We start from the raw sequence: 22875 nt of genomic DNA, 5'->3' as shown, positions 1-22875 counted from the left end.
CGTCGGCCGAAGCTCCCAGAATAGGCACGGGGTCCGGCACGCTCCGCCCCCGGACCGGCACACACCGTGTCGTGCGGCGTCGCGTCCGCCGCCGGCCGTCCCGGAGATTTCCGGTCGGTCTCCCCCGCCCCGTACCGTTCCTGCCATGAGCCCCGCACCGACCACCCCCGCGCGGCCGGCGTCGCGCCGCCGGCGGTTCGGCTGGCCGCGGCGGGTGTTCTCCCAGGTCCTCCTCATGCAGCTGGCCGTCGCCACCGGCGTCACCGTGCTGGCCACCGGCCTCTTCCTCGCACCGCTCAGCGCCCAGCTCGACGACCAGGCCATGCGGCGCGCCCTCGCGATCGCCGACACCGCCGCATCCCCCCAGGTCGCCGCCGCCCTGCGCGGTTCCTCCCCTTCCCCGCGCGGCGCCGTGCAGGCGGAGGCCGAGCGGATCCGGCGCACCACCGGTGCCGAGTACGTCGTCGTCATGGACACCCGCGGCGTGCGCTGGTCGCACACCGACCCCACGCAGATCGGCAAGGTCGTCTCCACGGACCCCAGCGCGGCTCTCGCGGGTCAGGAGGTCATGGAGATCGACAGCGGCACGCTCGGCCGCTCAGCGCGCGGCAAGACGCCGCTGCGGGGCGCGGACGGAGCCATCGTCGGCGCGGTGTCGGTCGGGATCGAGTACGACAGCGTCCAGGACCGTCTGCTGGGAGCGATCCCGGGGCTCCTCGCCTACGCGGGCGGCGCCCTGGCCGCAGGCGCGCTGGCCGCCTATCTGATCTCCCGCCGGCTCCAGCGGCAGACCCACGACCTCGCCTTCTCGGACATCTCCGCGCTGCTCGCCGAGCGCGAGGCCATGCTCCACGGCATCCGCGAGGGCGTCGTCGCCCTCGACCGGACCGGTCGCGTACGGCTGTTGAACGACGAGGCGCAGCGTCTCCTCGGGATCGGCCCCGAGGCCGTCGGACAGCCCCTGGAGGGGGCGCTCGGCCCGGGTCGTACGGCCGACGTGCTGGCCGGCCGGGTCACGGGCGAGGATCTGGTGACCGTGCGCGGCCACCGGGTGCTCATCGCCAACCGCATGCCGACCGACGACGGAGGCGCCGTCGCCACCCTCCGAGACCGCACCGAGCTGGAGCGGCTCGGGCGCGAGCTGGACTCCACCCGCGGCCTGATCGACGCCCTGCGGGCCCAGGACCATGAGCACGCCAACCGTCTTCACACCCTCCTCGGCCTTCTGGAGCTGGAGATGCACGACGAGGCGGTCGAGTTCGTGACCGAGGTCGTGGGTGTGCACCGCGCCACCGCCGAGCAGGTCACCGAGAGGGTCCACGATCCCCTCGTCGCCGCGCTGCTCGTCGGCAAGGCGACGGTCGCCGCCGAGCGCGGCGTCTCGCTGCGGATCGCGCCCGACTCGCTGCTTCCGGATCGTCTGGTGGATCCGCGCGAGCTGGTCACCGTCGTCGGCAACCTGGTCGACAACGCCTTGGACGCCGCCGCCGGAACCGCCGAACCGCGTGTGGAGATCGCCCTGCGGGCCGAGGGCCGTACAGCCGTCCTGCGGGTCTGCGACAGCGGCCCGGGCGTCCCCGAGGACCGGCGTGAACTCATCTTCACCGAGGGCTGGACCACCAAGGTGCTGCCCTCCCACGGCAAGCGCGGCCTCGGTCTCGCCCTGGTGCGCCGGCTCGCCGAACGGCGGGGCGGCAGCGCCCGGGTCGGCGAGGGCGTGGACGGAGGCGCCGAGTTCACCGTCGTCCTCCCCGAGGCGCTGACCGAACCGGAGCCCACCGCGGAACCGGTCACGCGGACACTCACGGGTCCCGCCCGCGAGTCGGTCGGGGAGGCGCGATGATCGACGTGCTGGTCGTGGACGACGACGTACGGGTCGCGCGGATCAACGCGGCCTACGTCGCCAAGGTGCCCGGCTTCCGTGTCGTCGCCACCGCCCATTCGACCGGCGGAGCGCTCGCTCGTCTCGCCGAGGTCCCGGTCGACCTGATCCTCCTCGATCACTACCTGCCGGACGAGAACGGGCTCGCCGTCGTACGGGAACTCCGCCGGCTCGGTCACCAGACCGACGTGATCATGGTGACGGCCGCACGGGACGTGGCGACCGTCCAGGCGGCGATGCGGCACGGTGCGCTGCAGTACCTGGTCAAGCCGTTCACGTTCGCCGGGCTGCGCACCAAGCTGGAGGCGTACGCGGCGCTGCGCCACACCCTCGACGGCGGCGGCGAGGCGGAACAGGCCGAGGTGGACCGGATCTTCGGCGCCCTCTCCGCGGGCGGGGCGGAACACGACCTGCCCAAGGGCCACTCCCCCACCATGGCGGAGCTGGTACGACAGGTCCTGCTCACCGCCGACGGGCCGCTGTCGACCCAGGAGATCGCCGAGCGGGCGGGAGTGAGCCGGCAGACCGCCCAGCGCTACCTCAAGCTGCTCGAACGCACCGGGCGGGTCCGCCTGTCGCTGAAGTACGGCGAGACGGGCCGGCCCGAGCACCGGTACGTCTGGGCCACGTCGACCGCCGCCGGCTGACCTGGCGCCTACGGCGGTCGGACGGCGTCCGGGGCTGCCGGTCCCGCTCGTACGGCGGTCAGACGGCGCCCGCTCCCGTGAGAGCCCGGACCTCCGTCTCCGCGTGCTTGGCCGCGTCCGGCGGCTCGGCGGAGGTGACCGTTCCGACCCAGCCGGCCAGGAAGCCCAGCGGGATCGAGACCACCCCGGGGTTCTGGAGCGGGAAGACATGGAAGTCGACGCCCGGGAAGAGCGCGTCGGGGCCGCCGGACACGACCGGCGAGAGAACGACCAGAAGGACGGCCGGGACGAGCCCTCCGTACACCGACCACACGGCGCCCCTGGTGGTGAAGTTCCGCCAGAACAGCGAATAGAGCAGCACCGGAAGGTTGGCGGAGGCTGCCACCGCGAAGGCGAGTCCGACGAGGAACGCCACGTTGAGGTCGCGTGCGAGCAGACCGAGGCCGATCGCGGCCGCTCCGATGCCCGCGGCGGCGAGCCGCGCCACGGTCACCTCGCTGTACTGCTTGGCGTGGGCGTCGCGGCGGCGCAGCGAGGCGTAGAGATCGTGGGCGACGGAGGCCGAGGAGGCGAGGGTGATGCCGGCGACCACGGCCAGGATGGTCGCGAAGGCGACGGCGGCGACGATCGCGAAGAGCACGGTGCCGCCGGTCGAGCCCGCGCCCCCGCCGAGGTCGAGGGCGAGGAGCGGTACGGCGGTGTTGCCCGCGGCGTTGGAGGCGCGGACGGCGTCGGGGCCGATGATCGCGGCCGCGCCGAAGCCGAGGACGATCGTCATCAGGTAGAAGCTGCCGATCAGGCCGATGGACCAGACGACCGAACGGCGGGCGGCCCGGGCCGTCGGCACGGTGTAGAAGCGGGACAGGATGTGGGGCAGTCCCGCGGTGCCCAGGACGAGCGCGATCCCGAGGCTGATGAAGTCGAGCCGCGCGGTCCAGTCGCCCCCGTAGCGCAGCCCCGGCGCGAGGAAGTCCCTGCCGTGTCCGCTGCGTTCGGCGGCGGTGGCGAGCAACTGGTCGAAGTCGCCGTGGAAGCGGACCAGGACGAGCACGGTCAGCGCGATCGTGCCGGCCATGAGGAGTACGGCCTTGACGATCTGGATCCACGTGGTGGCCCGCATCCCGCCCAGCGACACGTAGATCACCATCAGCGCGCCGACGCCGATCACGGTCCAGGAGCGGGCGGCCTCGCTGGTGCCACCGAGGAGCAGGGCGACCAGGCTGCCGGCGCCGACCATCTGAGCCACCAGGTAGAGCACGGAGACGGTGACGGAGGAGGTCCCGGCGGCGATCCTGACCGGCCGCTCGGCCATCCGGGCGGCGACGACGTCGGCCAGGGTGAACCGGCCGCAGTTGCGCACCAGCTCGGCGACCAGGAGCAGGACGACCAGCCAGGCGACCAGGAAGCCGACGGAGTACAGCATGCCGTCGTAGCCGAAGAGCGCGATCAGTCCGGAGATGCCGAGGAAGGAGGCGGCGGACATGTAGTCGCCCGCGATGGCGAAACCGTTCTCCATGGGCGAGAACAGTCGGCCGCCGGCGTAGAACTCCTCCGCCGAACCGTGCCGGTTGCGGCTCACCCAGGTGGTGATCCCCAGCGTGACCGCGATGAACGCGCTGAACAGCAGCAGCGCCAGAGTCTGGTGGTCGCCGGTCACCGCTGCATCCCGCGCGTCATCTCCTGGGTGTCCCAGCGCAGTTCCAGCGCCGCCCGGTCCCGTCGCAGGCGGGCGTGACGGGCGTAGGCCCAGGTCAGGAGGAAGGTGGAGAGGAACTGGCCCAGTCCGGCGAGCATGGCCACGTTGATCGCGCCACTGACCGGCCGGGCCATCAGCCCGGGTGCCGCCGTCGCCGCCACGACGTAGGCGAGATACCAGAGCAGGAAGGCGATCGCCGCGGGGATCACGAACCGCCGGTAGCGGCTGCGTACTTCCTGGAACGCGGGGCTGCGCTGGACTTCCAGGTAGATGTCGGACGCGCTGCGGCCACCCTGCTGCCGCGGCACGGCGCCGGGTGTCGCCGTGGCGTGCGCTCCGGCGCCGCCGGGTGCCTCGGCGTCGGCGGACTCGCCCCAGCCGGCGGCCAGGGCGTCGGACCAGGGGTCGTCGATCCACACCGCGGGGGCGCCCGGCCCTTCGTGCTTCTCCACCGGTGAACCCTCCTTGTCAGCGAACCGTTTCGGCCGCGTGCCCAAGGATGGACAGAGCGGGAAGATCCCGGACTCTTCTCCCCTCTCACTTCACCCCATCAGGTGACGGATTCCCCTCGCGATGTGACAAACGTGATCGCCGCAGGGGTGGAGCCGGCGGCTCCACCCCTGGGTGGGAGAGGTGGCTCAGGCGTCGATCCGCGAGCGGTCGAGGGTCGCCGCCGAGCTGGTGATGAACTCCTTGCGGGGCGCGACGTCGTTACCCATGAGCAGGTCGAAGATCTGCTCGGCGGAGTCCAGGTCGCCAATGTTGATCCGGCGCAGGGTGCGGTGGCGCGGGTCCATCGTGGTCTCCGCCAGCTGGTCGGCGTCCATCTCGCCGAGGCCCTTGTAGCGCTGGATGGCGTCCTTGTAGCGGATGCCCTTGCGCTGGTACTCGAGCAGGGTCTGGCGCAGCTCGTTGTCCGAGTACGTGTAGACGTACTTGTCCTGGCCCTTCTTGGGCTGGACGAGTTCGATCCGGTGCAGGGGCGGCACGGCGGCGAAGACCCGGCCGGCCTCGACCATGGGGCGCATGTAGCGCTGGAAGAGGGTCAGCAGGAGGCAGCGGATGTGCGCGCCGTCGACGTCGGCGTCGACGAGAAGCACGATCTTGCCGTAGCGGGCCGCGTCGATGTCGAAGGTGCGGCCGGAGCCCGCCCCTATGACCTGGATGATCGCTCCGCACTCGGCGTTCTTGAGCATGTCCGAGACGGAGGACTTCTGGACGTTGAGGATCTTGCCCCGGATCGGCAGCAGCGCCTGGAACTCGCTGTTGCGGGCGAGCTTGGCGGTGCCGAGCGCGGAGTCGCCCTCGACGATGAAGAGCTCGCTGCGCTCCACGTCGTCGCTGCGGCAGTCGGCGAGCTTGGCCGGCAGCGAGGAGGTCTCGAGCGCGGTCTTCCTGCGCTGCGCCTCCTTGTGCTGACGGGCCGCGATGCGCGTTCTGGCAGCCGCCACGGCCTTCTCCAGGACGGCCCTGGCCTGCGCCTTGGCGTCCCGCTTCGTCGAGGTCAGGAAGGCCTTCAGTTCCTTGGCGACCACGTTGGCGACGATCCTGCGGGCCGCCGAGGTGCCGAGCACCTCTTTGGTCTGGCCCTCGAACTGCGGCTCCGCGAGACGGACGGTCACCACCGCCGTGAGCCCTTCGAGGGCGTCGTCCTTGACGATGTCGTCCTCGGCGACGCGCAGCATCTTGGCGGAGCGCAGCACCTCGTTCACCGTCTTGGCGATGGCCTGCTCGAAGCCGGAGACGTGGGTGCCGCCCTTGGGGGTGGCGATGATGTTGACGAAGGACTTGACCGTGGTGTCGTAGCCGGTGCCCCAGCGCAGTGCGACGTCGACGCCCAGCTCACGGGTGACCTCGGTGGGCGTCATGTGCCCGCGGTCGTCGAGCACCGGGACGGTCTCCTTGAAGGTGCCCTGGCCGGTCAGCCGCAGCACGTCGCAGACGGCCTTGTCCTGGGCGAGGAACTCGCAGAACTCGCTGATGCCGCCGTCGAAGCGGAAGGTCTCCTCGCTCTTGCCCACACCGTCCAGATCACGCTCGTCGCGGACGACGATGGTCAGGCCGGGCACCAGGAAGGCTGTCTGGCGGGCGCGCTGGTGCAGGTGCTCGAGCGAGAGCTTGGCGTCCTTGAGGAAGATCTGCCGGTCGGCCCAGTACCGCACCCGGGTGCCGGTGCGGGTCTTGGGCACGCGCTTGATCTTGCGCAGGCCGTTGCCGGGGTCGAAGGGGCTGTCGGGGCCCTGCTCGGTGAAGATGCCGGGGACTCCGCGGCGGAAGCTGATCGCGTGCGTGGAACTGTTCCGGTCGACCTCGACGTCGAGCCGGGCCGACAGCGCGTTCACCACGGAGGCGCCCACGCCGTGCAGACCGCCGGAGGCCGCGTACGAGCCTCCGCCGAACTTGCCGCCGGCGTGAAGCTTGGTCATGACGACCTCGACACCCGAGAGCCCGGTCTTGGGCTCGACGTCGACCGGGATGCCCCGGCCGTTGTCGCACACCTCGACGGAGCCGTCCTCGTGGAGGATCACGTCGATGTGGTCGCAGTAGCCACCGAGGGCTTCGTCGACGGAGTTGTCGATGATCTCCCAGAGGCAGTGCATGAGGCCGCGGCTGTCGGTGGACCCGATGTACATGCCAGGGCGCTTGCGGACCGCTTCGAGCCCTTCGAGTACGAGCAGGTGCCGCGCGGTGTAGTTGGAACCGTCACGGTCTGCGGTCAGCAGCGCACTGGACGGCACGGACGTATCGGCGGTCACGCGGTTCGCTCCTCGCTGAATTTGAAAACTGGCTCGATGGGGTAAAGCCCGGCGTCGGTCACCGGTCAGAGGGTACCGATGCCTGGTAGAGCCGTTGTCACGCCACCCTCCCTGATTTCTCATGCTAGTACAGAGTCGCATAGGTGTTCGATCCCTCGATGGGGTGACGTGAACATCACGTTCCCTTCCTGGCATGAACCATTTAGGCTCCGGGCACGTCCTCATGAACAACCGGCAACCCAGCCGGGAGGACGGACCGAGACAAGCAATGCGAAATCCGTAGTGCGACGCAATACGGCTCATTCGCCGCCAACCGGCAGCAGACAGCCACCTGGAAGAAGTTTCGAGGAAAAGCCACGAGCGGGAACGTTTTCGGCCTGGTTGGATGTTGACCCTGGTACGACAGCTCGTCGAGCTAGAGAAGAGGCGACGTGACTACTGTTCTGACCCCCGCGAGCCCCCTGACGGCCGCTGACCGCTGCGACCGCTGTGGCGCCCAGGCGTACCTGCGCGTCGTCCTGACCAGCGGTGGTGACTTGCTCTTCTGCGCCCACCACGGGCGCAAGTTCGAGCCGGAACTCAAGAAGATCGCCGCGGAAATACAGGATGAGACGGACCGGCTCACCGACGTGCCGGCCAAGGCAGTAGACGAGGACCGCTGACACCTCGCATCAACGACGAGCCCAGGGCCGGTCGCCGACCGGACGACGGGCGGCCATCCCCGCAGTCACAGGGGGGCGGCCGCCCGTTCTCGTACCCGGACCCGGGTCCTCACGAGCCCCGGGGGCTCGGGCTCACCGGCGTCACGGGTCGGAGTGTCGACGGCAGGAGCGCCGACACCCGTGTGTACACACCCGGATTCTCGGCCTGTCCGCAGCCGCTGCCCCAGGACACGAGCCCGATGAGGCGCCCACCGGCCACCAGCGGCCCTCCACTGTCCCCCTGACACGCGTCCTTGCCGCCCTGCGGGTCTCCGGCACACAGCATCGTCCCGGCGCGATACGCCGTCCCGAAGACGCCCGGGTAGGCCCGCTCGCACGCGGCGTCGGACAGCACCTGGACGGGGGCCGACCGCAGGGACGAGGCATAGGTGCCGTTGCCGGTCGTGTCGCCCCACCCGTACACCGTCGCGGGCGTTCCCGGGGTCTCGGCGTCGTCGCCGGTGGCGGCGGTCGCGATCACGTAGGAGTGCGGGAGCGCGCTCGCCAGCGTGAGTACGGCGAGATCGCCGTCGTTGGTCGTCGCGTCGTAGGACGGGTTGACCCAGGTGCCGGCGACCCGGATCTCCTTTCCGCCTTCACCGCGCAAGGCGCTCCGGCCCGCGATGACCTTGAAGTCGGGGACCTCCCAGGGCTCGCCGCCGAGGATCTCCCGACCGAGGCAGTGGGCGGCGGTGACCACCCGGGTGGGAGCCACGACGACACCACCGCAGAACTGGCCCCCGCGCGTACCCCCGAATCGGTCACGGCTGGAGAGCGCCACGACCCACGGCGCGCCGGCGATCCTGGCGGGCTGCCCGCCGACCACGACGCTGTCGGCGGCTGCGGGCGCGGCGGTGGCGAGCGGCCCGGCCGCCGCCGCGAACAGGCCCAGGGCAGTGGTCACCGCTCGGGCGATGGGGTGACGCATGGAGCCTCCTGACTCTCCGGTGACGTCCGTTCACCCAGCGTCGTCCACGCGCCGCTTTCGCGCACCCTCGCACGGCCGAAGGGCCCGGCTCCCCTTTCGGGGGACCGGGCCCTTCGGATGCCGGTGAGTCGTCGGCGAGTCGCCGGTGACCGCCTGCGCGGAGAATCAGTCGAGGTAGTCCCGCAGCACCTGCGAACGGGACGGGTGACGCAGCTTCGACATCGTCTTGGACTCGATCTGACGGATCCGCTCACGGGTCACGCCGTAGACCTTGCCGATCTCGTCGAGCGTCTTCGGCTGACCGTCGGTGAGGCCGAAGCGCATCGAGACCACGCCGGCCTCACGCTCGGAGAGCGTGTCGAGGACGGAGTGCAGCTGCTCCTGGAGGAGCGTGAAGCTGACCGCGTCGGCCGGGACGACCGCCTCGGAGTCCTCGATCAGGTCGCCGAACTCGCTGTCGCCGTCCTCACCCAGCGGGGTGTGGAGGGAGATCGGCTCACGCCCGTACTTCTGGACCTCGATGACCTTCTCCGGGGTCATGTCGAGTTCCTTGGCCAGCTCCTCCGGCGTGGGCTCGCGGCCCAGGTCCTGGAGCATCTGACGCTGGACGCGCGCGAGCTTGTTGATGACCTCGACCATGTGCACCGGGATACGGATGGTGCGGGCCTGGTCGGCCATGGCGCGGGTGATCGCCTGACGGATCCACCAGGTGGCGTACGTGGAGAACTTGTAGCCCTTGGTGTAGTCGAACTTCTCGACGGCGCGGATCAGACCGAGGTTGCCCTCCTGGATCAGGTCCAGGAAGAGCATGCCGCGGCCGGTGTAGCGCTTGGCCAGCGAAACGACCAGTCGGAGGTTGGCCTCCAGGAGGTGGTTCTTGGCGCGGCGGCCGTCCTCGGCGATGATCTCCAGCTCGCGCTTGAGCTTGGGCGCCAGCTTGTCGGAGTTGGCCAGCTTGTCCTCGGCGAACAGACCGGCCTCGATGCGCTTGGCGAGCTCGACCTCCTGCTCGGCGTTGAGCAGCGGGACCTTGCCGATCTGCTTCAGGTAGTCCTTCACCGGGTCGGCGGTGGCACCGGCGACGGCGACCTGCTGCGCCGGAGCGTCGTCCTCGTCCTCGTCGGACAGGACGAAGCCCTTGTTCTCGCCCTCGGCCTCTTCGTCCTCGCCCTTGCCGGGCGCGACGTCATCGAGGAGCTCCTCGCCCTCGAGGACCTCGTCGGCGTCCTTCTTGGAGGCGGTCTTCTTGGCCGTCGTCTTCTTGGCGGCGGCCTTCTTCGCCACCGTCTTCTTGGCCGCGACCTTCTTCGCGGCCGCCTTCTTGGCCGGTGCTCCGGCCTCGTCGGCGGGGTCCGCGCTCTCTGCCGCCGGGGCCGCCGTGGCGGCCGAGACGGTCTTCGTCACGGTCGTCTTGGCGGTGACGGTCTTGGTGGCGGTGCGCTTGGCCGGGCTCTTCGCAGCGACGCTCTTGCGGGCGCGCTTCGGCGACTCCGCTGCACTGACCATCAGCGTCACACCCTCTTCCTCGAGGATCTGGTTGAGGCTGCGCAGAACATTCTTCCACTGGGTTGGCGGAATCTGGTCAGCCTCGAAGGCCCGACGCACGTCATCGCCGGCGATCTGCCCATCAGCCTTTCCCCGCTCGATGAGCGCCATCACAGACTCGGACTCGGCGATCTCCGGCGGGAGCGTACGGGATGTGCTGGCCGACACGAACAACCTCTCGGAACGATGGAAACGGCTTCCGGCCCCGCCCATGATCGGGCCGGAGCCGACGACCGTCGACGGGGAATGTGCCGACGGCGCGGGCTGGACCGGGGAAGTGCACAGCGCCTCACGCGGCTGCTGTATTCCCTCCTCGGCTGTCACCTCTTAGGTCATCGCACGGCTTCGAGGAGTGTTACGCCCAATCCGCGTGGCCCGAGTCACACCTCATTTGCGACGAAACGGCCAGAACGGGAGTTTTACGTACATCAGAGCCGCCGGAACCCGCGCGGCCCCCGGGGATGCGTCATGATCCCCGGGTTCCGCGCGGGTCCGGCGACACGCGATGCGTACGACTCCGCGCTCCTGGCCATGGCTCGTGGGTCAGTGCTCACGGGGAGCCGGTACGACCCGCTCCACCTCCGGGTGGACGGTGAGCAGCTGCCGCATGGCCGTCTCGGCGCCGTTGGCGTCTCCCGCGGCGAGGCAGTCGGCGATGCGCGCGTGGTGCGCCAGGCAGGACTCGCCCGGGCGGTCGCAGCCGGTGACCGGGCCGCCGGAGACCTGGAGCGCGGCGGAGACGATTCCGGAGAGGTGTTCCAGCATGCGGTTACCGGCGAGCTGGATGAGCAGGGAGTGGAACTCGGTGTCGGCGCGGGAGAACGTGATGCCGTCACCCTGGGCGTAGGCGTGCCCCATGATCTCGACCATGTCGGCGAGGCGCTGCTGGACATCCTCACGGCCGTGGCCGGCGGCGAGCCGGGCGGCCAGCGGCTCGATCATCCAGCGGAGCTCGTTCAGCTCCCGGCGCTGGTCGTCACGCTGCGGGCCGAACGCCCGCCACTCGATGATGTCGGGGTCCAGCAGATTCCAGTCGCTGACGGGCCGGACCCGGGTGCCGACGTTGGGCCGGGCGCTGACAAGCCCCTTGGCCTCCAGGACGCGCAGCGACTCGCGCACGACGGTGCGGGAGACCTCGAAGCGCTGACCGATCTCTTCCGGGACCAGCGGGCGGTCTGCGCCGAGGTCGCCGGAGACGATCATCTGACCCAGCTGCTGGACGAGCTGGCCGTGCAGTCCGCGACCGCGGTTGCCGGTGCTGCGGCGACCGACCCGGCCGAGGTCCGTCTCCACTCCTTCCCAGGAGGGCGGGCCCACGCGGTCGGCGACGGGCGCCTCCGCGTACGGGTATCGATCGAGATCGCCCGGGGCGCCGAGGCCGGAGTCGACGGGGCGGGCGGCGGTCATCATGGTGTGCGCAAGGGTACTCACGCATCCTTTGTCGGCGTTGCTTCCGCGACCCTTGAGGTCTTTGGTGAAAAGCACACGAAAGGGTGATCAGCACCCGCTACACAATTGACGATTAGTCGGACATATAGGGCCAATTTCAAGCGAGTTGCCTGCCGAACGGAAGATTTCGAGCCAGAAGCGATCACCAACGCGCTTCACGGCGAAGGCCGGTGAACAGATAGGCGCAGAGCAGAGCGGTCAACGCCAGTGCGAGCGCCACCCCCACAGGCTGGGCGACCACGCGCACGGCGCCCGTCAGCCACTGGTCGACGGCGGACGGCCACCGCATGTTGACGAGTTCCCGCAGCCGGGCGGGGAGTCCGGCGATCGTGCGGCCCGAGGGGCCGGAGGGGACGTTCCTCAGGACCGGAACGAGGAGCACCGGTACCGAGAGCACCGCGGCCACCCCAGCCGCGGCGGCCCGGAAGACCCCCGCGCCGAGTACGCCGGCCCAGGCGCAGCCGATGACCAGTCCGAGCCAACTCGCGCAGAGGGTCGGCCAGTTTTCCGTTGCGGGGATCAAGTCGCCGCCGTAGACCAGCCGGACGGCCTCCAGGTCGGCCACCACGACGAGCACGGCGAGGAACAGGCCGACCGCCGCCGCGACCGCGAGCTTGGCGAGCAGCAGACCCAGACGGCGCGGGACGGCTCCGCGGCCGGTGGTGAGCGCCGGGTAGCGGTACTCGTCCCCGAAGGAGAAGGCGCCGAGCAGCCCCGCCCCGAGCGCGGCGGGCGGCAGCGGGGAGAGAGCTGGCCAGCCGGCGAGGACGGCGGGAAGGGGCGTCCGGCCGCCGCCCGCGAGCAGCAGGGCGCTCAGGACGGAGGCGACCACGACCGAGGCGACGACCAGCGGGGTTGCCGGGACTCCGAGGAGCCGGTGGATCTCGTACCGGAGCGGACGCAGAGGCGACCGCGAGGGCCGTCGTCGTCCCGGCGGCGTCACCTGGTCGCGGCCCGCGCGGGCGGGGCCGGTGGTGGCGCCGGCGGGGCTCGCGGTGGCGCCGGCGTTCCGGGTGCCGGCGGCGGTCTCAGGGTGGGCCCGGGTGGCCTTCGAGGGGGTCTGGGAGCGCGCGTCACCCACCTCGTCGGCGAGTTGGTGGATCAGCACCCCGTGCCGGAAGGCCGTCTCACCGATCGCGGCGCAGTCGCTTCCGTAGACGGACAGGCGGTTGCCGTTCTCGGCGACGACCTCGACGGGGCGGCGCGCGGCGCGCGCCGCTTGCGTGACGGCGGCGGCGAGCCGCGCGGCATGCGGCGTGCGGACGACCACTCGCGGCCGCAGCCGGGTGCGGGCGAAGTCGGCGACGTCCTGGTCGCCGGCGAGCCGGCCCTCGTGGAGCGTGATCACCCGGTCCGCGTGGCGAGCCGCGTCCTTGGGGTCCTTGGTCGTGTAGAGGACGGTGCCGCCGTCGGTGGCGTGGGCACGCAGGAGTTCTTGCAGCCAGGCGTTCTCCCGGGCGGACAGACCGGCCCCCGGCTCATCGAGCAGCAGCGTGTGCGGTTCACCCAACAGTGCCGACGCCAGGCCGAGTCGGCGGTCCATCCCCCGAGACAGGGTGCCGATGCGCTGGTCGTGGAGACCGGTGAGCCCCACCGCCCTGAGCATCTCGTCGGCCCTCGACGCGGGAACCCCGGCGGCGGCACTCAGCATCCGCAACTGGCTGCGCAGAGTCCGCGAGGGGTGTCCCGGTACATCCCCGAGCAGGACGCCGACCTCCGCGGCGGGGTGCGCGACGCGGCGGAGGGGGCGACCGCGGAAGTAGGTGACGCCGCGGCCCGGCTCGAGTTCGAGCATCAGCCGAAGGGTGGTGGTCTTGCCGGAACCGGCAGGGCCCAGAAGGGCCGTGACCTGACCCGGCCGGGCCTCGAAGGTGAGATCTTCCACGGCGGGCGGGAGGTCGCGCCGGGGGCTGCTGGTGAGTCCGATGGCCTGGAGCATCGCTTCTCTCGCGGTAGGTGAGACCGCTCCGCGGCAGGGCGGCCACCAAAGCAAGATAACGCTATATTTCGGACTTTTGGCGCAGGGTCGGGGTCTCGGGTCGCCCCGGAAACCCCTAGTCAGATCTCGGGTCGCAGCATCGGCGGGTTGAGCAGGGTCGCCCCGCCCGCCCTGAACAACTGCGCGGGACGGCCGCCCTGACGTGTGGTCGTCCCGCCCGCCGGGACCAGGAAGCCGGGCGTACCCGTCACCTTCCGGTGGAAGTTGCGCGGGTCGAGCGCCACTCCCCACACCGCCTCGTACACCCTCCTGAGCTCACCGACCGTGAACTCCGGCGGGCAGAAGGCCGTGGCGAGCGAGGAGTACTCGATCTTCGAGCGCGCCCGCTCCACTCCGTCGGCGAGGATCCGGGCGTGATCGAAGGCGAGCGGCCCGGACTGGTCGCCCTCGCCCTCCGCACCACCGTCCTGGCCGAGCAGGTCCTCGACCGGTGCCCACCGGGCGCTGTTCGCGTCGCCGCCGGCCCGTGGCGCCGGAAGATCCGGCGCCAGGGCCAGATGCGCGACGCTGACCACTCGCATCCGAGGGTCGCGGTCCGGGTCTCCATAGGTCGCCAGCTGTTCCAGGTGGGCGCCGTTGCCGAGGGCCGGCGGCGGGGCGGCGGGGTCGTGGACGCAGAGCCCGGTCTCCTCGACCAGTTCACGCGCCGCGGCCGCACCGAGATCCTCGTCTCCCCGGACGAAGCCGCCGGGCAGCGCCCACCGGCCCTGGAACGGAGGTTCTCCCCGCCGTACGACCAAGGCGCACAGGGCATCGCGCCGGACGGTGAGCACGACCAGATCGACGGTGACGGCGAAGGGCGGGAAGGCCGACGGGTCGTAGGGAGACATGCCGCGATCATAGTCGTCTTCCTGACGATAAACACGCCCCTCCGGTGCATCGGCGACGACTTGTTCTCCCCTTCGCGAAGCTTCCGCCGCGCCGTGCGTCGGCATCGGTTCAGCCCCCCAGCTGGAGGCCGTCGGCGGCTTCCTCGACCATGCCGAGGCCGAGTCTGCTGACGCGGACCGCGAAGGGCTCCTCCGCCACCCGGAGCCCCGAGAGCCGTACCGCCCCGAGCGGGGCGGACCGGACGGGGTGGAGGGCGACGGTCCGGTCAGGCGCGTCCGGGCGGATCCCGGCGAGCGCGGTCAGCAGATGGACACCGGCGGCCGCGGCCACGGCGGCGGGGCGACAGGCGGCGGGGTGCGGAACCGGGAGAGATCCGGCGGTGCGCTGCTCCCCGGCGTACATCTCGGGCAGTCGGTGTCCGAACGCCTCGGCCGCGTCGAGGACGCCGCGCAGCAAGGACGCCGCCTCTCGCTCGTATCCCGCCGCGGCGAGACCGCCGACGGCCACCGCGGTCTCGTGCACCCGCACCGCGCCGGCCCGATGGCCGAAGGGGTTGTGCCCGGGTTCCTTGGTCGCGAGGCTGCGCAGCCCCCAGCCGGAGTCCAGCACCGGGGTGCCGAGCAGCCTGGCGAGCTGTTCGGTGCCCGCCTTGTCCAGCAGCCCGGGTGCGTGCCGGCCGCCGCCTGACAGGCCGGTGTCCAGGAGGTGGGCCGCCCAGCCACCCAGCTGTGTCCACGGCCGCCCGCCCCGCACGCGGGCCGCCGCCGGCCTGCCACCGGACCGGTCCTCGAGCCAGAACTCCGCTCGGAACCGCTCGCGCAGAACCCCCGCCCACTCCCTCCAGGCGTCTCCACCGGGCCGACCGCACGCGTCGAGCAGGTCGGCTCCGAGAACGGCCGCGCGATGGGCGTGGGCCTGCGTCTCCGCCCGCCAGGGGCCGGCGGGCCCCGGGTCCGGCACGAACCCGTTCGTGCCGGTGGCCGCGCGCAGCCACCCGAGGCACCGCTCCGCCGCGGGAAGCAGCTCGGCGAGGTCGCGCTCGGGCAGCCCCCAGCGTCTGGCCTCGGCCAGGACGACCGGGAACGCGAGGGTGGCCTCGATTCCGGTGCACCGGGGCGGGAGGTACGGTCCGGCATCCCTGAGCGGACCGGGGATGCGGCCCGATTCGGGGCCCTGCCCTCCGAGCTGGACGCGGGCCAGCGCACGGAGGGTCGTGACGGCGAGCCGGGTGCCGAGCGGCAGGACCATGCGCGCGGCCCAGAGCGCCTCGGCGGTGGCTGGTCCGCAGCGCCAGGGCACTCCGGCCGCGAGATGGATGTCGGCGGGATGCGAGGGGTCGCGCTGGAGCAGCGCTCGCAGGTCGTCGACAGACGTGCGCAGGAACTCTTCCACGCGCGGATCGTCCCCCTCGGCGCGGGCTTCGGCGAGGACCTGGCCACCGGGTCGCCCGCTGCCGGACCCCTGGGGTCCGGCGGGACGGGGTGTGCGGTCCCCGCGCACCCTGAGTTCGATGGTACGGGCCGCTCCGGGCTCCAACTCGATCTCCCAGCGCAGGAGTCCGGCCGCGGCCATGGCGTCCGTCGGCGGCGGGTCGGCGGCGACGGCCACGTGCCGCCCGTCGTCAGCGGTCCACCGCAAGCCCGTGCCGTGGACGCTGGCGGAGAGCTCGGGCCCGGCCCGCCCGGCCGCCACCGCGCCCAGATAGGCGAGATCCGTCCCCAGAGCGATCTCGACCGGGAGCCGGATCGGTCTGCCGGCGGCGCTGCGCAGGGTGATCCGCTCGGTCCCGTCGGCGCCGCGCGACCGCTCGACGACGAGTCCTGGGTCCGGGCCGGTGTCTCCGGCGGTCCGCAGGACGCCGAGGAAGACGGCGCGGTCGGCTCCGGCCGATCTGCCCTGGACGGCGAGCGGCTCACGGCCGGCCACCCGCAGCACGCAGCGGGAGAGGAGCCGCCGTCCGGCCAGGTAGACGCCTTCGAGGCCGTGCCCGGTGAGCTGTCCGTGCTCGGCGCTGACGGCCAGGGCGGGCAGGGCGACGGAGATGAGGGCGGTGTGGACCGACGGAAGCGCACCCGGCCGCGGGGTACCGAGGGGTGCGTGGCCGGCGGAGGGCGTGTGTCCGGCCGGGAGTCCGGAGGCCGGGGCGGGACTGGAGGCCATGGGTGGTGTGCTGTGCTCTCTGTGCGGTCCGGACAGCCGGTCGGATGTCGGCGGCACGGGTCGTCGGTTTCCGCCACAGAGCTGAACGCCGCTTCGGGGGGCCTGGTCACGGGCGTCATCGCCCGCTCCTCGTCCCGCGCTGCCCGCTGCGCCGGGCGCCGGCGTCTCGAAGCACCCGGGACGACGCCCCGCCGGGCCGGGCGCTGTCGGCCGCTCCGATCCCGTTCTCAGCCTGACCGCTCTTTCTCCCCGCCGGCCCGCTCCTCTTCCCGGTGGGCGCGCTCCTCTTCCCGGTGGGCGCGCTCCTCTTCAGGGGCTGCGGTGCCCGTGCACGAGCGCCGGGACGCACCCGCCGCGCTCCGCGGCGTGCTTCCGCGGCCGCGGCCTCCCGGCCCTCGCGTTCCGCTCGCAGGCAGCTGCGCAGTGATTCGGGGTCGAGCCCCTCGTTGCAGGCCTGATGCAGCAGACGGGCGAAGACGTACTGGGGGTCTGCCTCCAGGGCGAGGCCCAGGGCGACGCGGGCGGCCGGCTCGTCCCCGGTGGACCAGGCCACCCAGCCCGCGAGGGTGAGCGGCGCCGCGGCGTGCTCTCCGTAGGGAGCGACGCAGCGCCGGGCCAGCGCGCCCCACAACCGCAGGGCGGCCCTGGCGTCCCGGCCCTCCATCCATTCGGCCGCCCGGTCCCGGGTTTCACGGTCCTGGAGTCCGAGAATCAGAGCGGCGGCCTCGTCGGGCGTGATGAGCGCGTCGTCGGCCGCGTCGCTCTCCGCCGTCCCCGTGCGGCGCGGCAGACCGGCCACAGGTGTCCTTTCGAGGCCCTCGCCCTCCGCGGACGGCCGTCCGAACCGCCGGAGCATCTCGCGGGCGAGTTTCAGCGTCGTCTCCCGGATCTCCTCCCGGCCCTGCCCCGGCGGGCCGTCGAGGATCTTGGGGACGATGACGGCGGCGGCCGCGTTCAGCGCGGTCCGCTGCCGGTCGTCACCCGGCGTCTCGCGCGGCTTGAGCCTCGCCTGCATCTCCCGCAGGGATCCCCTCACCTGGATTCCGGCGTAGGCCGCCGACGCCGCCATGACGGACGTCCCGGTCAGGGCGAGAGGTGTGCCGTCCGGCGGGCAGCAGCGGGTGTCGGGACAGCAGTAGGAGAAGTAGAGACCGTCGGAGATGCAGAGGACTTCGTACACCGGGATGTCGAGCTCGCCACAGGCGGTGCGCAGCCGCTGGGCGAAGGGGCGCAGGCGTTCCATCGTCCGCCGGCCGGTCTCGCCGGGCTCCGGGTCCTGGCAGAGGAAGACGACGATGCCGTCCGGGCGGGTGCCGCGCCGGGCGCAGCCGTCGACGAGGCACTCCGCGAGGTGCTCCGCCGTCGAAGGCCATTCCTGGGGCGAGCGCGGGATGCCGAGCCTGACCCGGCCGCCGAACCGTCCGTGCTCGCCGTGGAGCGCGACGAGGACGACCGAGTCGTTGGGGTGGAAGCCCAGCATGAACGGAAGGGCGTCGGCCAGCTCGGCGGGGCCGCGCAGGGTGATGTGCTGCGTTTCGGACGGTCCACGTGATTCGTGGGGGTTCGTGTTCATGGTCACGACGGTCTCGCGATCGGCACCGGCCGCGAAACCCCTGTGGATAACTCTCGCGGACCACCCGGATCGAGGTTCGCCCGCCCCACGGTTGTCCACAGGATGCTCGGCTCGTTCGCGCTTTGTCCGAGCCATCGGGTTGCATGGGGGCATGACCAACGCAGACCGCCTCGAAGACCGCGTGGCCCTCAGAGCCGACGCCGATGCCGTACTCGCCCGCCTCGTCGGCGACACCACCGGCACGGCGAGACTCCGTGAGGATCAGTGGCGAGCCATCGAGGCACTCGTCGCGGACAAGCGGCGCGCGCTGGTCGTGCAGCGGACCGGGTGGGGCAAGTCAGCCGTGTATTTCGTGGCGACCTCGCTGCTGCGTGAGCTCGGCAGCGGCCCCACCGTGATCGTCTCCCCGCTGCTCGCTCTGATGCGCAACCAGGTGGAGGCGGCGGCCCGGGCCGGTATCACCGCCCGCACGATCAACTCGTCGAACACGGAGGAATGGGAGACCGTCCAGCAGGAGGTGGCGGACGGCGCGGTCGACGTGCTGCTGGTCAGCCCGGAGCGGCTCAACAACCCCGACTTCCGCGACCAGGTTCTGCCGCGGCTCGCGGCAGCCACAGGTCTGCTCGTGGTGGACGAGGCACACTGCATCTCCGACTGGGGCCACGACTTCCGGCCGGACTACCGGCGTCTGCGCACGATGCTGGCCGATCTTCCGGCCGGCGTCCCGGTGCTCGCCACCACGGCGACGGCCAACGCCCGGGTGACGGCGGACGTGGCGGAGCAGCTCGGGACGGGTGCCGGGACGGACGCCCTGGTGCTGCGCGGTCCCCTGGACCGGGAGAGTCTGAGCCTCGGTGTGGTCCGACTCCCCGACGCGGCGCACCGGCTGGCCTGGCTGGCCGATCATCTCCACGAACTCCCCGGCTCCGGCATCATCTACACGCTCACGGTGGCGGCCGCGGAGGAGGTGACCGCCTACCTGCGCCAGTGCGGGCACACGGTGTCCTCGTACACGGGCCGCACGGAGAACGCCGACCGCCAGCAGGCGGAGGAGGACCTGCTGGCCAACCGCGTCAAGGCGCTGGTCGCGACGTCGGCACTGGGCATGGGGTTCGACAAGCCCGACCTCGGCTTCGTCGTGCACCTGGGCTCGCCCTCCTCCCCCATCGCGTACTACCAGCAGGTGGGCCGTGCCGGACGTGGGGTGGACCACGCGGAGGTCCTCCTGCTGCCGGGCAAGGAGGACGAGGCGATCTGGCAGTACTTCGCGTCGGTCGCCTTCCCTCCGGAGGAGCAGGTGCGCCGCACGCTGGACGTCCTGGCGAGTGCCGACCGCCCCTTGTCGCTGCCGGCCCTCGAGCCGCTGGTCGAGCTGCGGCGGACCAGGTTGGAGACGATGCTGAAGGTGCTGGACGTCGACGGCGCGGTGCACCGGGTGAAGGGCGGCTGGACCAGCACGGGCAGGCCCTGGACGTACGACTCCGAGCGGTACGCGTGGGTGGCGCGGCAGCGGGCGGCCGAGCAGCAGGCGATGCGCGACTACGCCTCGGGGACGGGCTGCCGGATGGAGTTCCTGCGGCGCCAGCTGGACGATGAGGAGGCCGCTCCGTGCGGGCGCTGCGACAACTGCTCGGGGTCCCGGTTCGACCCGAAGGTGACCGGTGCCGCCCTCGACGCCGCGAAGGGGGAGTTGGGACGACCGGGTGTGGACGTGGAGCCGCGCAAGATGTGGCCGACCGGGCTCACGGCGGTCGGCGTCGATCTGAAGGGCCGGATCCCTGCCACGGAGCAGTCGTTCGGCGGGCGGGCGCTGGGCCGTCTCTCGGACATCGGCTGGGGCAACCGGTTGCGTCCGATGCTCTCGGAGCGTGCTCCGGACGGCCCGGTCCCCGACGATGTCGTGCAGGCGGTGGTCCGCGTGCTCGCCGACTGGGCCAAGGGACCGGGGGGTTGGGCCTCCGGTGCGCCGGAGGCTCCCGCGCGTCCGGCCGGTGTGGTCACCGTCGCCTCGCGCGGCAGGCCGCAGCTCGTGGGCTCGCTCGGGCAGCGGATCGCCGAGATCGGGCGGATGCCGCTGCTGGGCGCCGTGGAGTACACCCCGGAGTCGGAGGACGTGCGGATTTCACGAACGAACAGCGCTCAGCGGGTGATCGGGCTCCATCAGGCGCTCACGGTCCCGCCGGCGCTGGCCGAGCGGCTGGCCTCGGCGGGCGGGCCCGTTCTGCTTGTTGACGACCTGTCGGACAGCGGCTGGACGCTCGCCGTGGCGTCGCGACTGCTGCGCCGGGCGGGAGCGGACGGAGTGTTCCCGCTGGTGCTCGCTGTCCAGGGGTGAAACGGGGAGTGAACAAGGGGTGGCTGGGCAAGGATATGAGTGTCATACCGGCTCATTCCAGTCAGCGGCCTCAATTGCTCGTTGCCGCCCGCGCACGGGCCAGGAAGAATTGGGAATCCGCCCCGCACGGCCCGTATGCGGTCCTGAAGGACTGTGCCGTGGCGCGCCCTCACTCGACCCTGCCCGCCCAGCGGGCGCGTATCCGAAGGGAGGACCGTGACCTTCGGATTCGCTCCGTCCGCAGCCACCTCGATCAGCTCGTCGTCCGGGTCCGCCAGTCGCCTCGCTCGGATGCTCGAACCGTCCGAGTGGGCGGCAGCCGGGATCCCGCTGCTGCGCAACCCTCGCGAGGTCGTCAGCGGTCTGCACAGCCGTCATCGGCCGACGCCCGCGACCGCGGTCGTCGCCGTTCTCGACCATGAGGAACGACTCGCCGCCAGCGCGTCGTTCGTCCGCCGCTCCGTCCCCGCGGACGGCTGGGAGTTCCGCAACGCGCTCCTCGCGCATCTGCGCCGCGTCCTCCCGCACGATCTGCGGCGCCGCGCCCCGGTGCGGACGGCGGTGCTCCTCTACTGCCGTGAAGGCGACGAGCGGTGGACGGAGGAGGACGGCGCCTGGATGTGGGGGCTGCGAGACGCATGCACGCTCCACGGACTGCGCTGCGGGGCGTACATCACCCTGACGCGTGGCGGATGGCAGGTGCTGGGCGAGGGTCGTGGCGGCCGGCAGCCCAGCTCGGACTCGCGTCCGACGGCTCTGGGAGACGTCGGCTCCGAGCTCGGCGCCCTCACTCCCCGTACGGCGTCCGGGGCCGCCGAGCCACTGCGCCGGACGGCGGCCCGCTGAGGGCTCCTGGGCAACCGCGGAACCGGATGCGCCCAGACCCGGCCGCCCACATGGGGCGGCCGGGTCTGGGCCGCGACATGTGCTGCGGCGTCAGACGCCCGCGCTGAGCACGGCGTTGACGCGCTGGGGGTCGCCACAGACGATGAGCAGCGCGGTCGCACGCGCCCTCGCCAGGGGAAGGGACCGGGCAGTGGCGTCATCGGCTCCGCCGTTGACCGCCACGACCACGACCGGACGCGCGGCGGCGCGCTCCACGGCGGCCGCGTCCGCGAAGAAAACGTCGTCGCGGGCGTCCTGCTGCGCCCAGTAGGCGGCGTCTCCGAAGGACAGCTCGTGCGTCGCCCACGGATGCTGTTCGCCGGTGGTGAGAACGAGGATGTCACCGGGGGCGCGCCCGGTCTCCAGGAGGAGATCCACCGCTTCCTCGGCGGCGTCGAGCGCGCCGTCGGCGGGGGCGGGGATCAGCTGGAGCTGCGGACCGGATCGCTGCTCGGAACGATTCTCCGGGCCGGAGGACGCGGACTGCCGGGCACCGGGGTGCGGGCGCTGCGCGGGCGGGGCGGGCCTGGCCGGTCCGGGGACGGGACGCCCTGGACGCGGCGACGCCGCGGAACGCGGACCGGGGACGGGACGAGGGGTCGGCGCGGGGTGGCCGGCGGCCGTGGCGCGGGGACCCTGGGCACTCTCGTGAATCTGAGGCTCCTCGGGGATGAGAGGCATGGGTGGATGTCTATCAAACGCCGGTGCGCGGGGCTCCGGCGGGTGGGCACAATCGTGCGACCCGGCTGCTGAGACAGGCTCTGCCGGGGAGTTCAGAAGTCGAAGCCGAGTTGGCCCCCGCTTTCCAGTGCGGCCGCCTCGGCGGAGATGCGGACCTTCTTGAGGTGCCGCCACCGGGGCAGCGCGTCGAGGTAGGCCCAGGAGAGCCGGTGGTACGCGGTGGGGCCCAGCTCCGCGAGGGCGGCCTTGTGGACGGGCGACGGGTAGCCTGCGTTGGCCGCGAAGCCGTAGGCCAGGCATTCCTCCGCCTCGGTCTCCAGCCTCGCCATCATCTCGTCGCGCCGGACCTTGGCGATCACCGAGGCCGCCGCCACGGCGATGCAGGACTGGTCGCCCTTGATCACAGTACGGACCTGCCAGGGCCCGCCCAGGTAGTCGTGCTTGCCGTCGAGTATCACCGCGTCGGGACGCAGCGGCAGGGCGTCCAGCGCGCGCACCGCGGCCAGTCTGAGCGCCGCGGTCATGCCGAGTTCGTCGATCTCCTCCGGGGAGGCGTGCCCAAGTGCGTGGGCGGTGACCCACTTCTCCAGCTCCGCGGCCAGGGCGGTGCGGCGCTTGGGGGTGATCAGTTTGGAGTCGGTGAGTCCCTCGGGGGCCCGTCGCAGACCGGTGACGGCCGCGCACACGGTGACGGGACCGGCCCACGCTCCGCGTCCGACCTCGTCGACCCCGGCAATGATCTTGGCGCCGGTGGTGGCTCGGAGCGATCGCTCGACGCTGTGGGTGGGTGGTTCGTACGGCATGGCG

General features: G+C 71.9%; 17 protein-coding genes. 5 read left to right on the top strand and 12 right to left on the bottom strand.

Features of this window, described 5'->3' with window-relative positions:
- Window positions 1-145 precede the first annotated feature (145 nt).
- Together IE136_RS29425 and IE136_RS29420 are read left to right on the top strand one after the other, a co-directional pair.
- Complete coding sequence (locus tag IE136_RS29425) at window positions 146-1843, top strand: sensor histidine kinase (protein WP_189601835.1); 1698 nt, start codon at window positions 146-148, stop codon at window positions 1841-1843.
- Window positions 1840-2529, top strand: coding sequence for a DUF7342 family protein (locus IE136_RS29420; protein ID WP_189601834.1), 690 nt, complete (start codon window positions 1840-1842; stop codon window positions 2527-2529). The genes IE136_RS29425 and IE136_RS29420 overlap by 4 nt, the downstream gene beginning before the upstream one ends.
- 58 nt (window positions 2530-2587) lie before the next feature.
- On the opposite strand, the gene IE136_RS29415 is transcribed toward IE136_RS29420, so the two are convergent.
- The 3 genes from IE136_RS29415 to IE136_RS29405 form a co-directional block, all read right to left on the bottom strand.
- Entirely contained in the window at window positions 2588-4186 is a 1599-nt protein-coding gene (locus tag IE136_RS29415; protein WP_158991286.1) for a monocarboxylic acid transporter, read from the bottom strand.
- Window positions 4183-4677, bottom strand: a complete 495-nt coding sequence (locus IE136_RS29410; protein ID WP_229819263.1) for a DUF485 domain-containing protein — start codon at window positions 4675-4677, stop codon at window positions 4183-4185. The genes IE136_RS29415 and IE136_RS29410 overlap by 4 nt, the downstream gene beginning before the upstream one ends.
- A 186-nt stretch (window positions 4678-4863) precedes the next feature.
- Window positions 4864-6981, bottom strand: a complete 2118-nt coding sequence (locus IE136_RS29405; RefSeq protein WP_158991281.1) for a DNA gyrase/topoisomerase IV subunit B — start codon at window positions 6979-6981, stop codon at window positions 4864-4866.
- A 431-nt stretch (window positions 6982-7412) separates the two neighbouring features.
- Between IE136_RS29405 and IE136_RS29400 the strand changes: the two genes are divergently transcribed.
- Entirely contained in the window at window positions 7413-7643 is a 231-nt protein-coding gene (locus tag IE136_RS29400; RefSeq protein WP_137992866.1) for a DUF7455 domain-containing protein, read from the top strand.
- 109 nt (window positions 7644-7752) lie between these two features.
- Here the strand turns inward: IE136_RS29400 and IE136_RS29395 are convergent, their stop codons facing one another.
- From IE136_RS29395 to IE136_RS29365, 7 genes are all read right to left on the bottom strand, one after another.
- On the bottom strand, window positions 7753-8610 hold the full coding sequence (locus tag IE136_RS29395; RefSeq protein ID WP_189601833.1) for a serine protease: 858 nt from the start codon (window positions 8608-8610) through the stop codon (window positions 7753-7755).
- A 165-nt stretch (window positions 8611-8775) separates the two neighbouring features.
- On the bottom strand, window positions 8776-10323 hold the full coding sequence (locus tag IE136_RS29390) for an RNA polymerase sigma factor (protein ID WP_189601859.1): 1548 nt from the start codon (window positions 10321-10323) through the stop codon (window positions 8776-8778).
- Window positions 10324-10698: 375 nt separating this feature from the next.
- Complete coding sequence (locus IE136_RS29385) at window positions 10699-11586, bottom strand: FadR/GntR family transcriptional regulator (RefSeq protein WP_158991276.1); 888 nt, start codon at window positions 11584-11586, stop codon at window positions 10699-10701.
- A 160-nt stretch (window positions 11587-11746) separates the two neighbouring features.
- A complete protein-coding gene (locus tag IE136_RS29380; RefSeq protein WP_189601832.1) occupies window positions 11747-13543 on the bottom strand; it encodes an ABC transporter ATP-binding protein in 1797 nt (598 codons plus the stop codon).
- 119 nt (window positions 13544-13662) lie between these two features.
- Window positions 13663-14433 carry an NUDIX hydrolase gene (locus IE136_RS29375; RefSeq protein ID WP_158991271.1) on the bottom strand — a complete coding sequence of 257 codons (771 nt, stop codon included), beginning with the start codon at window positions 14431-14433 and terminating at the stop codon, window positions 13663-13665.
- Between the two features lie 109 nt (window positions 14434-14542).
- Window positions 14543-16594, bottom strand: coding sequence for a glycogen debranching N-terminal domain-containing protein (locus IE136_RS29370; RefSeq protein WP_189601831.1), 2052 nt, complete (start codon window positions 16592-16594; stop codon window positions 14543-14545).
- 115 nt (window positions 16595-16709) lie between these two features.
- Window positions 16710-18167, bottom strand: a complete 1458-nt coding sequence (locus IE136_RS29365; RefSeq protein ID WP_189601830.1) for a DUF4192 domain-containing protein — start codon at window positions 18165-18167, stop codon at window positions 16710-16712.
- A 151-nt stretch (window positions 18168-18318) separates the two neighbouring features.
- Here IE136_RS29365 and IE136_RS29360 point away from each other — a divergent pair, with 151 nt between their 5' ends.
- Together IE136_RS29360 and IE136_RS29355 are read left to right on the top strand one after the other, a co-directional pair.
- The gene (locus tag IE136_RS29360; RefSeq protein ID WP_189601829.1) at window positions 18319-20502 is read left to right on the top strand and encodes a RecQ family ATP-dependent DNA helicase; all 2184 of its coding nucleotides are present in this window, start codon (window positions 18319-18321) and stop codon (window positions 20500-20502) included.
- 216 nt (window positions 20503-20718) lie between these two features.
- A complete protein-coding gene (locus IE136_RS29355; RefSeq protein ID WP_158991261.1) occupies window positions 20719-21348 on the top strand; it encodes a hypothetical protein in 630 nt (209 codons plus the stop codon).
- A gap of 90 nt (window positions 21349-21438) precedes the next feature.
- Here IE136_RS29355 and IE136_RS29350 read toward each other — a convergent pair whose 3' ends face one another.
- A complete protein-coding gene (locus IE136_RS29350) occupies window positions 21439-22068 on the bottom strand; it encodes a hypothetical protein (protein ID WP_189601828.1) in 630 nt (209 codons plus the stop codon).
- 92 nt (window positions 22069-22160) lie between these two features.
- Window positions 22161-22871, bottom strand: coding sequence for a ribonuclease HII (rnhB, locus tag IE136_RS29345; protein ID WP_158991256.1), 711 nt, complete (start codon window positions 22869-22871; stop codon window positions 22161-22163).
- Between the last annotated feature and the right edge of the window lie 4 nt (window positions 22872-22875).

The sequence above is a fragment of the Streptomyces lateritius genome (assembly GCF_014649715.1).
GTDB lineage: Bacteria > Actinomycetota > Actinomycetes > Streptomycetales > Streptomycetaceae > Streptomyces > Streptomyces lateritius.
The sequence above is the reverse complement of the archived record's forward strand: the minus strand, read 5'-3'. Positions and strand labels throughout refer to the sequence as shown.

Coding starts and splice junctions, on each gene's coding strand:
- IE136_RS29380 (WP_189601832.1), bottom strand. CDS start 13,543: ATGCTCCAGGCCATCGGACTCACCAGCAGCCCCCGGCGCGACCTCCCG.
- IE136_RS29365 (WP_189601830.1), bottom strand. CDS start 18,167: ATGAACACGAACCCCCACGAATCACGTGGACCGTCCGAAACGCAGCAC.
- IE136_RS29425 (WP_189601835.1), top strand. CDS start 146: ATGAGCCCCGCACCGACCACCCCCGCGCGGCCGGCGTCGCGCCGCCGG.
- rnhB (WP_158991256.1), bottom strand. CDS start 22,871: ATGCCGTACGAACCACCCACCCACAGCGTCGAGCGATCGCTCCGAGCC.
- IE136_RS29360 (WP_189601829.1), top strand. CDS start 18,319: ATGACCAACGCAGACCGCCTCGAAGACCGCGTGGCCCTCAGAGCCGAC.
- IE136_RS29370 (WP_189601831.1), bottom strand. CDS start 16,594: ATGGCCTCCAGTCCCGCCCCGGCCTCCGGACTCCCGGCCGGACACACG.
- IE136_RS29395 (WP_189601833.1), bottom strand. CDS start 8,610: ATGCGTCACCCCATCGCCCGAGCGGTGACCACTGCCCTGGGCCTGTTC.
- IE136_RS29420 (WP_189601834.1), top strand. CDS start 1,840: ATGATCGACGTGCTGGTCGTGGACGACGACGTACGGGTCGCGCGGATC.
- IE136_RS29375 (WP_158991271.1), bottom strand. CDS start 14,433: ATGTCTCCCTACGACCCGTCGGCCTTCCCGCCCTTCGCCGTCACCGTC.
- IE136_RS29350 (WP_189601828.1), bottom strand. CDS start 22,068: ATGCCTCTCATCCCCGAGGAGCCTCAGATTCACGAGAGTGCCCAGGGT.